Source organism: Mycobacterium sp. NGS63 (assembly GCF_059812295.1).
This window is the reverse complement of sequence record NZ_JCALCJ010000001.1, coordinates 339304-351875: the sequence shown is the minus strand read 5'-3', so window position 1 is coordinate 351875 and position 12572 is coordinate 339304. Positions and strand designations below refer to the sequence as shown.

Annotated in this window: 11 protein-coding genes; 2 read left to right on the top strand and 9 right to left on the bottom strand. The window is 69.8% G+C overall.

The genetic code is table 11. The features are described 5' to 3' along the window. Positions 1-7 precede the first annotated feature (7 nt). From AC5Y4Z_RS01750 to AC5Y4Z_RS01730, 5 genes are all read right to left on the bottom strand, one after another. A complete protein-coding gene (locus tag AC5Y4Z_RS01750) occupies positions 8-970 on the bottom strand; it encodes a DUF58 domain-containing protein (RefSeq protein ID WP_499960508.1) in 963 nt (320 codons plus the stop codon). Continuing rightward, positions 967-2091: a chaperone MoxR1 gene (moxR1, locus tag AC5Y4Z_RS01745; protein ID WP_499960507.1), complete on the bottom strand. Its 1125-nt coding sequence runs from the start codon at positions 2089-2091 to the stop codon at positions 967-969. The genes AC5Y4Z_RS01750 and moxR1 overlap by 4 nt, the downstream gene beginning before the upstream one ends. A 122-nt stretch (positions 2092-2213) precedes the next feature. Beyond that, positions 2214-2936 carry an NlpC/P60 family peptidoglycan endopeptidase RipB gene (ripB, locus tag AC5Y4Z_RS01740; RefSeq protein WP_499960506.1) on the bottom strand — a complete coding sequence of 241 codons (723 nt, stop codon included), beginning with the start codon at positions 2934-2936 and terminating at the stop codon, positions 2214-2216. A 10-nt stretch (positions 2937-2946) separates the two neighbouring features. Beyond that, positions 2947-4377 (bottom strand): NlpC/P60 family peptidoglycan endopeptidase RipA, encoded by a 1431-nt coding sequence (gene ripA, locus AC5Y4Z_RS01735; RefSeq protein ID WP_499960505.1) that lies wholly within the window; start codon positions 4375-4377, stop codon positions 2947-2949. 250 nt (positions 4378-4627) lie between these two features. Then, positions 4628-5167 (bottom strand): Rv1476 family membrane protein, encoded by a 540-nt coding sequence (locus AC5Y4Z_RS01730; RefSeq protein ID WP_499960503.1) that lies wholly within the window; start codon positions 5165-5167, stop codon positions 4628-4630. 309 nt (positions 5168-5476) lie between these two features. On the opposite strand from AC5Y4Z_RS01730, the gene AC5Y4Z_RS01725 reads away from it, so the two are divergent. Both AC5Y4Z_RS01725 and AC5Y4Z_RS01720 read left to right on the top strand, forming a co-directional pair. Next, entirely contained in the window at positions 5477-8320 is a 2844-nt protein-coding gene (locus tag AC5Y4Z_RS01725) for an aconitate hydratase (protein WP_499960502.1), read from the top strand. 25 nt (positions 8321-8345) lie between these two features. After that, the gene (locus AC5Y4Z_RS01720) at positions 8346-8909 is read left to right on the top strand and encodes a TetR/AcrR family transcriptional regulator (RefSeq protein ID WP_499960501.1); all 564 of its coding nucleotides are present in this window, start codon (positions 8346-8348) and stop codon (positions 8907-8909) included. A gap of 56 nt (positions 8910-8965) precedes the next feature. On the opposite strand, the gene AC5Y4Z_RS01715 is transcribed toward AC5Y4Z_RS01720, so the two are convergent. The 4 genes from AC5Y4Z_RS01715 to AC5Y4Z_RS01700 all read right to left on the bottom strand — a co-directional run bounded on the left by AC5Y4Z_RS01715 (position 8966) and on the right by AC5Y4Z_RS01700 (position 12480). Continuing rightward, entirely contained in the window at positions 8966-9193 is a 228-nt protein-coding gene (locus AC5Y4Z_RS01715) for a helix-turn-helix domain-containing protein (RefSeq protein WP_499960500.1), read from the bottom strand. A 90-nt stretch (positions 9194-9283) separates the two neighbouring features. Further along, positions 9284-10912, bottom strand: coding sequence for an ABC-F family ATP-binding cassette domain-containing protein (locus AC5Y4Z_RS01710; RefSeq protein WP_499960499.1), 1629 nt, complete (start codon positions 10910-10912; stop codon positions 9284-9286). Between the two features lie 18 nt (positions 10913-10930). Then, on the bottom strand, positions 10931-11740 hold the full coding sequence (locus AC5Y4Z_RS01705; protein ID WP_499960498.1) for an enoyl-CoA hydratase: 810 nt from the start codon (positions 11738-11740) through the stop codon (positions 10931-10933). A gap of 29 nt (positions 11741-11769) precedes the next feature. Then, positions 11770-12480, bottom strand: coding sequence for a GAP family protein (locus tag AC5Y4Z_RS01700; protein WP_499960497.1), 711 nt, complete (start codon positions 12478-12480; stop codon positions 11770-11772). Between the last annotated feature and the right edge of the window lie 92 nt (positions 12481-12572).

The window sequence follows — 12572 nt, the reverse complement described above, 5'->3', positions numbered from 1 at the left end:
ATCCGAGTCACTGCCGCCCGGCCAGTGCCCCGCGCCGGCGGGACTCGACAAAGCGGACGATGTCGGCGATCCAGTCCCGGTCGGTGCGCAGGGTCAGCACCGGCGCCCCGCAGCTGCGGAAGGTGCGCGAAACCTCCTCGCGATGCGCCGCGGCGGCCTTGGCGAAGTCGTCACGCAGCTGGGCGTCGATGGTGAACTCGCGGGTGACGCCGGACTCGGCGTCCTGCAACACGACGTCGCCGACGTCGGGCAGCTCGACGTCGCGGGGATCGAGCACCTCGATGGCCAGCACCTCGTGGCGGGCCGCGATCGCGCGCAGCGGCCGCGTCCAGTTGATCGGGCCGAGGAAGTCGCTGATGATCACGGCCATGCCGCGGCGGCGTTCGGGCCGGCGCAGCGCGTCGATGGCCGTCGCCAAATCCCCGCGCACCCCGACCGGCGCCTTGGGCGTCGTCGCGATGGTCCGCAACAGCGTCTGCTCGTGTTGGCGCCCGGAGCGGGCCGGCACGCGGGTGATGGTCGCGCCGGTGGACACAATCGCGCCGAGCCGGTTGCCGCCGCCGCTGTTGAGGAACGTGATCGCCGCGGCGGCCGCCACGGCCAGGTCGCGCTTCTCGCACACCGTGGTGCCGAAGTCCAGGCTGGCCGACATGTCGATCACCAGCCAGGTCTCCAGCTCACGGTCGGCGATCATCTGCCGCACGTGCGGGTGGGTGGTGCGCGCGGTGACGGCCCAGTCCATGCGCCGGACGTCGTCGCCGGGCTGGTACTCGCGCGACTCCCCCGGCTCGCTGCCCGGCCCCGGGATCAGCCCGAGGTGATCGCCGTGCAGGACGCCGTCGAGCTTGCGCTTGACGGTGAGCTCGAGCGTGCGCAGGGCTGCCGAGAGCTTCGGGTCGTCGATCTGCCCGCGCTGGAACGACGGCGGGCGGTTGGCCGCGGGCTTCCCGGCGGGGGCTGGATCCGTCACCGACCGCTGGCCGCGCCGGCGGCCTGCATCACGGGCGGCACCGAATGACCTTGCTGCGGAATGGCATTCACCTGCGGCAGGGCAACCGTCTGCAGGACGCGGTTGATGACGATCTCGGGCGAGATCTCGTCGGCCAGCGCGTCGTAGGTGAGCACCAGGCGGTGGCGCAGCACGTCGGGGATGACCTCCACCACGTCCTGCGGGATGACGTAGTCGCGGCCGCGCACCAGCGCCAGCGAGCGGGCCCCGGCGATGATGCCCAGCGAGGCGCGCGGGGACGCGCCGAACGAGATCCAGGTCTTGACGTCGTTCATGCCCAGCTGCTCGGGGTGGCGGGTGGCGGTGACGACGCGCACCACGTAGTCGACGAGCGCGTGGTGGACGAAGACGTTGGACGCGATGTCCTGCAGCCGCAGCAGGTCGCCGGTGTTGAGGATCTGCTTGGGCACCGGCGGCTTGACCCCCATCCGGTAGATGATCTCGCGCTCCTCCTCCGGCGTCGGGTAGCCGACGTTGATCTTGAACAGGAAGCGGTCGCGCTGGGCCTCGGGCAGCGGGTAGACGCCCTCGTGCTCGATCGGGTTCTGCGTCGCCATCACCAGGAACGGGTTGGGCAGCGGGAAGGTCTTGCCGCCGATCGACACGTGGCGCTCCTGCATGACCTCGAGCAGCGCCGACTGCACCTTGGCGGGCGCGCGGTTGATCTCGTCGGCGAGCAGGAAGTTGACCACCACCGGGCCGAGCTCGGTGTCGAACTCCTCCTTGCCCTGCCGGTAGATGCGGGTACCGATGATGTCGGTGGGCACCAGGTCGGGGGTGAACTGGATGCGCGCGAAGGTCCCGCCGACCACCCGCGCGAAGGTCTCCACGGCCAGGGTCTTGGCCACGCCGGGAACGCCCTCGAGCAGGACGTGCCCCTTGGACAGCAGGCCGACCAGCATCCGCTCGACGAGCTGGTCCTGGCCGACGATGATCCGTTTGACCTCGAAGATGGCCCGCTCGAGCGTGTGGACCTCGGCGGCCAGGCCGTTACCGCCGCCGGGGGGCGCCTCATGCGCGGGAGGGCCGGACTGGCCCGGGTAGTTGCTGGCGCCCGGGGGCGGCCCACCTGCTGTTGTCATGAAGAACCCTCCACAGCTCAATCGGACACGACTGCCGGGCAGCGACGTGCCCTCGTCCAACTATTCCAGGCCTGCGTAATTCCGTCGACGCTCGCCCAGCTGATGGTCGCCGGCCCCGCTGATCAGTACTCGATGATCCTAGTCAGGAACGGCGTCATGCCGGGCTTGCGCACCGGGCTGACGGTGACCTTGCCGGCGAGGCTGGAGGCCTCCAGCATCTGGCCGTTGCCCAGGTACATGGTGACGTGCTGGCTGCCGCCCGGGCCGTAGAAGATCAGGTCGCCGCGCCGGGCCTCGTTCTGCGGAATGTGGCGGCCGAAGTTGTACTGGTCGCCGGAGAACCGCGGGATCAGCACGCCGACGCCGGCGAACATGTACCGCATCAGGCCCGAGCAGTCGAAGCCGGTGATGTTGGCGCCGTCGCCGACACCTTTGCTCGGGCCGTTCGGCGAACCGCCGCCCCACGAGTACGGCACCCCCATCTGCGAGCCGCCGCGCTTGATCACGTACTCGATGGCCTGCCGGCCGTTGGCCCGCGGGATCCGGCTGGGGCTGGTCGCGCCCGGGTCGGCGGCGGGTGGGCTGCCGCCCAGGTTGATTCCGAGCCCGCCGAGGAATTGGCGGCCCAGGTCCAGCGTGGTCTGGGTGGCCTGGGCGGTGGCCTGCAGCGAGGCATTGGCGACCGCGAGCGGATCGCCCGGGGCGCCCGCGCTGATGGTGGCCGGCAGGGTGGGATCCCACGCGCCGGGGTCGGCGCCGGCCGGGGCGGCAATGGACAACGTCAGCCCGGCTACCACCGTGACGCTGGAGGCCAGGTGGATCAGGCGAAACCGCTTGCGGCGCATAGCTCCTCGTTCAGTACTCGATGTAGCGGACCACATACGGCGTCATCCCGCTGGTCCGCACCGGGGCGACGCGGACCTTCAAACCGATGTCGGGGGCCTCGAGCATCTGTCCGTTGCCGAGGTAGATCGTCACGTGCTGGCTGCCGCCCGGGCCGTAGAAGATGACATCGCCGCGGCGCATCTGGGACGACGGGATCTTGCGGCCCAGGTTGTACTGCGAGCCCGAATAGTGGGGCAGCTTGATGCCGACCCCGGCGAACGAATACAGGACCAGGCCCGAACAGTCGAAGCCGGTGATGCCCGCGCCGGAGTCGATCCCCTTGCTCGGGCCGGCCGCGTTGCCGCCGCCCCACGAGTAGGGCACCCCGATCTGCGACATGCCGCGCCGGATCACGTATTCGGAGGCCTGCCGCCCGTAAACCCGCGGAATCCGCGACGGGCGGCCAGGGGCGGGGTTGGTGATGCCGGTGTCGTCGGGCTTGAGGATGCCCAGCTGCTGCAGGAAGCTGCGGCCCATGCCGGCCGTCACCTGCGTCGAGGTCGCCGAGATGCCGAGCACCTGGTTCACCACCGCGATCGGGTCGCCGGGCACGTTGGCGCTGGGCACCATGGGCAGCGTCGGGTCCCACAGCCCGTCCCACTGACGGCCGCCGCCGGGCGGCGCGCTGGCCGGCGCACCGGGGTCCCACCGGTCGCCCGAGGCCGGCACGGCCGCACCGCCCCGGCCCGCCGCCCATTCGCGCTTGGCCGCCTCGAGTTTGGCCTGCGCCTCGTCCCGCTCGGCGGCCAGGCGGGTCGCCCGCTCACGCTGTTCGTCGAACTTGCGCTTGGAATCGGTGAGCGCCGCCACCGCGGCGTCCTGGCTGGCCTTCGCGTCGGTCGCGGCCTTGTCGGCCTTCTGCTTGGCCAGCCGCGCCGCCGACTCCTTGTTCACCTGCTCGGTGCGGGCCCGCTGCAGCTTGTCCATCACGGCCTGGGAGCTGGCGGTCAGGGTCCGCGACGCGCTTTCGGTGGCGATGATGTCCTCGGGGCTGGTCGCCGTCAGGTAGCTGCCCGACGGCCCGTTCATATAGGTGGCCGCCGCGAAGGTGTCGAAGCGCCGCTGCGCCGCGGCGATCGCCGTGTTGGCGTCGTTGACCGCCTGCCGGCTGTCCTGAAGGTCGTGGTCGGCGGCGACCGCGTTGTCCCGAGCGGTCTCCACGTCGACGAGGGCCTTGTTGACGCTTTCCTGCTCGGTCTCGATCTCGGCGGTCAAGTCTTCCAGCCGCTGGTTGGCCTTGGCGACGTTCGCGATCAGCGCGGCGAGGCCGTCGGCCGCGGGGTCGCCCTGCGCCAGGCCGGGGGTGCACACCAGCATGGCCACGCTCAGCACCGAGGGCAGCAGCGGCCGGACCAGCCTGGCGGCCGGTCGCGCGGCGGAGCCCGAGCGGATGCTTCTCATTCGAGTCAGGTCTCCTACGGCTCAGCGCGGGCGGCGGAAGGCACGGTCATTCACGGGGGGCGGCCATAACAACACAAGCATCATTTGCACCGTACGTCACACATGACGCGTGGGAAACGCCCGTCACAAACTGCACTCTTGACGTGCGTTTAATGTGACCGAACGGTGACCTGCTGGGTTTGCCGCGCCGGACCGTGGCCGTCCGGCCGCCGGGGCGGCTGGAGCCGGATGGCCGTGCTAGGCGCCGGTGCTAGGCGCTGCCGGTCGCGTCGGGCGGGTCGTCGGGCCCGCCGGCCGGGGTTGCTGCGCGCCTGCCGCGCACCTGCAGGAAGCGGGTGCCGACCGCCGCCGCGAACACGAAGACCAACAAGAAGATGGTCAGCCCCGTCCAGGGGAACTCCGGCGCGCTCAGCTCGTGCAGAAAGTGCTGCGCCGAGACCACCGGGTTACCCGTCTTGGCGATGTCCTCGCCCGCCTCGAGGGTGACCCGCGGGAACTGCGTGCTGTAGCTGCCGACGTAGTTGGGGCTCAGGGTCAGCACCGTGGCGTCGTGGTAGTCGGCGCCGACGACGGTCGAGATGTCGCGCAGCGGCGTGTCGTTCGGGGGGTTGTGGTCGAGCAGCACGATCTTGAGGTTGATGCCCCCGGCGCGCGCCTGGTTGACCACGTCGAGCAGCCCGGCCATGGCCGGCGGCGGCGCGCTGACGCCGTCGGCGGCGACCTGGGCCTTGATCGCGGCCATGTCGACGTCTTGCGGAATGTAGGCGGGCAGGAACTGTTGACCCGTCATCGTGTCCCTCCTGGCGCGGTGCTACAGGCACGGTACGCGCCCCGGGTCCGCCGGATCGCGCGTGGCATGCCGCGACACATAAACCTCGCACACGACGCGCCGGCGCCGGTCGCCGTGTGTTATGTCTCGCGCGGACAACGCACCGGGAAATCCCTCAACTGAGCATCCACGGGGGTTTAAAGGCGCGGCTTGCGAGACAAGACTGGACTACGAGGTGCCCGCCGTAATGCAGGACAAGCGTACTGTTAAAGTAGCACCGCGCCGCCGGCACAGCCCGCCGGCGGAAGAATTTAATCCTTGGGAGTTGAAGTGACTAGCAAAGATTCTGTGAACTCGTTCGGAGCCCGCGACACCCTCAAGGTCGCCGACAAGAGTTACCAGATCTATCGCCTGGACGCCGTCCCCAACACCGAGAAACTCCCCTACAGCCTCAAGGTCCTCGCCGAGAACCTGCTGCGCAACGAGGACGGCAGCAACATCACCAAGGACCACATCGAGGCCATCGCGAACTGGGATCCCAAGGCGGAGCCCAGCATTGAGATCCAGTACACCCCGGCGCGCGTGGTGATGCAGGACTTCACCGGCGTCCCGTGCATCGTCGACCTCGCCACCATGCGCGAGGCGATCGGCGAGCTCGGCGGCGACGCGGAGAAGGTCAACCCGCTGGCGCCGGCCGACCTGGTGATCGACCACTCGGTGATCGCCGACCTGTTCGGCACCGCCAACGCCTTCGAGCGCAACGTCGAGATCGAGTACGAGCGCAACGGCGAGCGCTACCAGTTCCTGCGTTGGGGGCAGGGCGCTTTCGACGACTTCAAGGTGGTGCCCCCGGGCACCGGCATCGTGCACCAGGTCAACATCGAGTACCTGGCGAGCGTCGTGATGGACCGCGACGGGCTGGCGTACCCCGACACCTGCGTGGGCACCGACTCGCACACCACGATGGTCAACGGGCTCGGCGTGCTGGGCTGGGGCGTCGGCGGCATCGAGGCCGAGGCCGCGATGCTCGGCCAGCCGGTGTCGATGCTGATCCCGCGCGTCGTCGGGTTCAAGCTGACCGGCGAGATCCAGGCCGGCGTGACGGCCACCGACGTGGTGCTGACGGTCACCGAGATGCTGCGCAAGCACGGCGTGGTGGGCAAGTTCGTCGAGTTCTACGGCGAGGGCGTAGCCGAGGTGCCGCTGGCCAACCGCGCCACGCTGGGCAACATGAGCCCCGAATTCGGTTCCACCGCAGCCATTTTCCCGATCGACGAGGAGACCATCTCCTACCTGCGCTTCACCGGCCGCTCCGACGAGCAGCTGGCGCTGGTCGAGGCCTACGCCAAGGAACAAGGCATGTGGCACGACCCCAAGCACGAGCCGGCGTTCTCCGAATACATCGAACTCGACCTGTCCGACGTGGTGCCGTCCATCGCCGGGCCCAAGCGCCCGCAGGACCGCATCGCGTTGTCGGACGCCAAATCTACGTTCCGCGAGCAGATCCCGAACTACGTCGGCGACGACCCCGACAAGAAGGACTACTCGAAGCTCGACGAGGCGGTCGACGAGACGTTCCCGGCCAGCGACCCGGGGGCGCTGAGCAACGGCCACGCCGACGACCACAAGCCGGCGGAGTCGGCCGCCAGGCACGCCAAGGGCCGGGTGAGCAACCCGGTCACGGTGAAGTCCGACGAGTTGGGCGAGTTCGAGCTCGACCACGGCGCGGTGGTGATCGCCGCGGTCACGTCGTGCACCAACACCTCCAACCCCGAGGTGATGCTGGGCGCGGCGCTGTTGGCGCGCAACGCCGTCGAGAAGGGGCTGGCCTCCAAGCCGTGGGTGAAGACCACGATGGCGCCGGGCTCGCAGGTCGTCCACGACTACTACGACAAGGCCGGCCTGTGGCCGTATTTGGAGAAGCTCGGCTTCTATCTGGTCGGCTACGGCTGCACCACGTGCATCGGCAACTCCGGCCCGCTGCCCGAGGACATTTCGAAGGCCGTCAACGACAACGACCTTTCGGTGGCCGCCGTGCTGTCGGGCAACCGCAACTTCGAGGGCCGCATCAACCCCGACGTGAAGATGAACTACCTGGCGTCGCCGCCGCTGGTGGTCGCCTACGCGCTGGCCGGCACCATGGACTTCGACTTCGACGAGCAGCCGCTCGGCCAAGACAAAGACGGCAACGACGTCTATCTCAAGGACATCTGGCCGTCGCAGAAGGACGTCTCGGACACCATCGCCTCGGCCATCAGCCAGGAGATGTTCACCAAGAACTACGCCGACGTGTTCAAGGGCGACGAGCGTTGGCGCAACCTGCCGACGCCCAGCGGCAATACCTTTGAGTGGGACCCGGATTCGACGTACGTGCGCAAGCCCCCCTACTTCGAGGGGATGTCGGCCGACCCCGAGCCGGTCAAGGACATCACCGGCGCGCGGGTGCTGGCGCTGCTCGGCGATTCGGTGACCACCGACCACATCTCCCCCGCCGGCAGCATCAAGCCGGGCACGCCCGCGGCGCAGTACCTCGACGAGCACGGCGTCGAGCGCAAGGACTACAACTCCTTCGGGTCGCGGCGCGGCAACCACGAGGTGATGATCCGCGGCACGTTCGCCAACATCCGGCTGCGCAACCAGCTACTGGACGATGTGGCCGGCGGCTACACCCGCGACTTCACCCAGGACGGCGGGCCGCAGGCGTTCATCTACGACGCGGCGCAAAACTATGCCGCGCAAGACATCCCGCTGGTGGTGCTGGGCGGCAAGGAGTACGGGTCGGGTTCGTCGCGCGACTGGGCGGCCAAGGGCACGCTGCTGCTGGGCGTGCGCGCGGTGATCGCCGAGTCGTTCGAACGCATCCACCGATCCAACCTGATCGGCATGGGCGTCATCCCGCTGCAGTTCCCCGACGGCAAGTCGGCGCAGGACCTGGGCCTGGACGGCACCGAGGTCTTCGACATCACCGGCATCGAAGCGCTCAACGACGGCAAGACCCCGAAGACGGTGAAGGTCAAGGCGATCAAGGACAGCTCCGGCGATCCCGGAGACGCTTTGGAGTTCGACGCGGTGGTGCGCATCGACACCCCCGGCGAGGCCGACTACTACCGCAACGGCGGCATCCTGCAGTACGTGCTGCGCAACATGCTGAAGTCGGGCTCGAAACAGGGCTAGCCCCCGACCGGGACGGGCCGCGGCCATGCCACGAGTCAGCGAGGATCATCTGGCGGCCCGGCGCCGTCAGATCCTCGACGGCGCCCGCCGGTGCTTCGCCGAATACGGCTACGACAGGGCGACGGTGCGCCGGCTGGAAACGGCGGTCGGCCTGTCGCGCGGCGCGATCTTCCACCACTTCCGGGACAAGGACGCGCTGTTCTTCGCGCTGGCGCACGAGGACGCCGAGCGGATGGCCGACGTGGCGTCCCGCGAGGGCCTCATCCAGGTGATGCGCGACATGCTCGCCGCGCCCGACCAGTTCGACTGGCTGGCCACCCGGTTGGAGATCGCGCGCAAACTGCGCAACGACCCCGTGTTCAGCCGCGGCTGGGCGGAACGCTCGGCCGAACTGGCGGCGGCGACTACGGATCGGCTGCGCCGCCAGAAGGAGGCGCAGCGGGTCCGCGACGACGTGCCCGGCGACGTCTTGCAGTGCTACCTGGAACTGGTGCTCGACGGCCTGGTGGCCCGGCTGGCCTCGGGCGAGGACCCCGAAAGGCTGTCGGCCGTGCTGGATCTCGTGGAAAAGTCGGTGCGCCGCAACTGATTTGGACGGCGGGCGTAGCGCCACTGCGAATAAGGGGACGAACTTTCGCAGTGACGCTACGCTCGCGCGGACTGTGGCCGCCCAGACGTGTGGTTGGGGCCGCCGCGACCGCGCAGCGTGGTGCCGGACTCGAGCAGCATGCTGTGAACCGATCCGTACGACTTGCCGGTGCTGGCCACCAGAGTGCGGATGCTGGCGCCGGCCTCGTACGCGTTGCGTAACTCACGCAGCAGTTGGTCGCGCGTCTTCTTCGGCTTTTTCGCCGCGCTCTTCGACGTCCCCAATGTCCCTCCCCCGCCCGGACTCGATCCCCAGCACATAGCGTAGGAACGCCGTGCCGGTCGCGGGCGGGTTTGGCCGAAATCGCTGCGCTGTTACGCCAGCTCGATGAGATCCCGGTACTCGTCGGACCAATAGTCCTCGGTGCCGTCGGGCAACAGCACGACGCGTTGCGGGTCGAGAGCCTCGGCGGCTCCCGGGTCGTGGGTCACCAGCACCACCGCGCCGTGATAGCTGCGCAGCGCGTCGAGCACCTGTTCGCGTGACGCCGGGTCGAGGTTGTTGGTCGGCTCGTCGAGCAGCAGGACGTTGGCCGTGGAGGCCACCAGGCCGGCCAGCGCGAGCCGGGTCTTCTCGCCGCCCGACAGGGTTCCCGCCGGCTGGTCGAGCTGCGCCCCGCTGAACATGAAGGCGCCCAACAGGCCTCGCAGCTCCTGTTCGCCGGACTCCGGCGCGGCGTGCCGGATGTTCTCCCAGACGGTCGCGTCGGCGTCGAGCGTGTCGTGCTCCTGCGCGAAATAGCCGATCCGCAAACCGTGTCCGGGTTCCAGCGCCCCGCTGTCGGGGCTTTCGACGCCGGCCAGCAACCGCAGCAGCGTGGTCTTGCCGGCGCCGTTGAGACCCAGCACCACCACCCGCGAGCCGCGGTCGATGGCCAGGTCGACGCCGCTGAACACCTCGAGCGAACCGTACGACTTGGAAAGCCCCTTGGCGACCAGCGGCGTGCGCCCGCAGGCGGCCGGGGTGGGGAACTTGATCCGGGCCACCTTGTCGGCGACCCGCTCCTCGTCGAGTGCGGCCATCATCCGGTCGGCGCGACGCAACATGTTCTGGGCCGCAACGGCTTTGGTGGCCTTGGCGCCGAGCTTGGCGGCCTGGGTGCGCAGCGCGGCGGCCTTGCGTTCGGCGTTGGCGCGTTCCCGGCGCCGACGCTGCTCGTCGGTGGCGCGGGCGTCCAGGTACTTCTGCCAGCCCATGTTGTAGACGTCGACCTCGCCGCGCACCGCGTCCAGGAACCACACCCGGTTGACGACGTCGGCGAGCAGCTCGACGTTGTGGCTGATCAGCACCAGCCCGCCGGTGTGCGCCCGCAGGAAATCGCGCAGCCAGCCAAGCGAATCCGCGTCGAGGTGGTTGGTGGGCTCGTCGAGCAGCAAGGTGGTCGACGATCCCGCGCCGGAGTCCGACGCGGCAAACAGGATGCGCGACAGCTCCACGCGGCGGCGCTGGCCGCCGGACAGCGTGCGCAGCTGCTGCGTCAGCACCCGTTCCGGCAGGCCCAGGCTCGCGCAGATCCGGCCGGCCTCGCTTTCGGCGCCGTACCCGCCCAGCGCCACGAACCGCTCCTCCAGCTGCCCGTAGCGGCGGATCGCGCGGTCGCGCGCGTCGTCGTCGGCGACCTCGGCCATCAACGCCTGCTGCTTTTCCAGGTCGGTGAGCAGGACGTCGAGCCCGCGCGCCGAGAGCACCCGGTCGCGGGCCAGCACGTCGAGGTCGCCTTCTTTGGGATCCTGTGGGAGATAACCGATTTCGCCGGCGCGCACGATCGACCCGGCGTACGGCTCGGTCTCGCCGGCCAGGATGCGCAGCGTCGTGGTCTTGCCGGCGCCGTTGCGCCCGACCAGCCCGATGCGGTCGCCGGGCTGCACCCGCAGGTCCGGGCCGTCGGGCGAGAGCAGAATGCGCGCTCCAGCGCGGACCTCGAGGTCCGTGGCCGTGATCACGATCCGCTCCCTGCGTTGTTACTTGTCGTCGGTGAACACCGGCGGCCTCTTCTCCGCGCGCGCGGCAACTGCTTCTTCGAAGTTGGCGGTGAGTAGGCGGACGAAGAGCTGTCCCAGGCCTTCGGCTTGCATGTGCCCCTCCAGGCTACCGGCGTCCAGTCCACTCCACAGTGTGCGCTTGGTCAACTCGATTCCCGGCCGCGAGAAGGCCGCGATGCGTGCGGCGATCGCATAGCAGGTGTCCAGCAACTGCCCCTCCGGCACCTGGCACGACACCAGCCCGATGCGCTCCGCCTCCTCGGCGGTGACGTCGCGGCCGGTCAGCATGATCTCGAAGGCGCGCGACGATCCGATGGCCCGGGGCAGCAGGTAGGAAAGGCCCAGCTCGCTGGCGGTCAGCCCGTTGTTGATGCCGGCGGCCCGAAAGTACGCGCTGGTCGAGGCCACCCGGATGTCGGCGGCCAGCGCCAGGCACAGGCCGCCGCCGATGGCGGGGCCGTTGACGGCGGCGATCACCGGCTGGTGCAGCCGCCGCAGCGCCAGGATCACGTCGTCGAGCACTTCCATCGAGCGCAGCGCGTAGGTCGGGCGGGTCAGGCTGTCGATGTGGGGCACGGTGCCCGCGGACTTGTGGTCGGCGCCCGAGGAGAACCCCCGGCCCGCCCCGGTCAGCACGACGACCCGCACGGCGTTGTCGTAGGTGACCTGCTCGAGGGCCTCCTTGAGCGGCACCATGACGTCGAACGCCATGGAATTCATCCGCTCGGGCCGATTGAGGGTTATCAGCGCGACGCCCGGCCGCGGTTGCTCCACCAGTACCAAACTCACCCGTGCAACCTAACGCGTGCGCGACGGGCTCAGACGTGCCCCATGCCGCTGGTCAGCAGGAAAACCCCCAGCGCGGCCACGACGACCCCGAGAACCGCCCGCCGGCGGGCCCGCACCCAGTCGTGCATACGCGACATCAGCGCGCGGGTCCGGGCGGGCGCGGCCAGGTGGCAGACGAGCGGGACCTCGGCGAACGCCAGCCCGACGAGCGTGTACGCCGCGGCCGCGCCCACCTGGCTGCCCAGGGCGGCGCCGGAGGCCAGGATCACCGCGAGCGCCCCCAGGTAGCGGAAGTCGGTCGTGATCACGACGCCGGCCACAAACGTCAGCCAGGGCGGGCCGGCTTGCAGCGCGCCCAGCGCGCGCGTGGACACCCGCGAGAACCCGCCTGCCGGGGCCGGGGCGGGGTCGCCGGCCGGCGTCACCGAAGGTCGGCGCGCGGCGACCCCGGTCGCGATCGCCACGGCAACGACCAGCGCCAACACGCCCGCCGCGACCTGGATCTGCCCCGCGGCGGGGCCGGCGGTGGCGATTTCCAGCCGGTGCATCGCCCGGAGGGCGACGTCGTGCAGCCCCAGCAGCGCGCCGACGCCCAGGGCGACGCCGACGGCGATCCCGCCGAGCCACAGCGCCACCAGGTGCAGGACGGGGCGCCGACGCGAAAACACCAGCAGCGCGATCGCGATCCGCCCCGGATCCACCCCCGCGACCAGCGCCAACGCGAGAACGGTGCCCCACATGGGCGGGACTCTACCGGGATCGGGGCCCCCGGACGGGCGCATGCGACGCGAACGTTAAATGTCGGCGAAATACCCCCACCGGAACTGGTTTG

Bases quoted from the DNA above. Each gene is read 5' to 3' on its own strand.
- moxR1 (WP_499960507.1), bottom strand. From the start codon at position 2,091: ATGACAACAGCAGGTGGGCCGCCCCCGGGCGCCAGCAACTACCCGGGC.
- ripB (WP_499960506.1), bottom strand. From the start codon at position 2,936: ATGCGCCGCAAGCGGTTTCGCCTGATCCACCTGGCCTCCAGCGTCACG.
- ripA (WP_499960505.1), bottom strand. From the start codon at position 4,377: ATGAGAAGCATCCGCTCGGGCTCCGCCGCGCGACCGGCCGCCAGGCTG.
- AC5Y4Z_RS01730 (WP_499960503.1), bottom strand. From the start codon at position 5,167: ATGACGGGTCAACAGTTCCTGCCCGCCTACATTCCGCAAGACGTCGAC.
- AC5Y4Z_RS01720 (WP_499960501.1), top strand. From the start codon at position 8,346: ATGCCACGAGTCAGCGAGGATCATCTGGCGGCCCGGCGCCGTCAGATC.
- AC5Y4Z_RS01700 (WP_499960497.1), bottom strand. From the start codon at position 12,480: ATGTGGGGCACCGTTCTCGCGTTGGCGCTGGTCGCGGGGGTGGATCCG.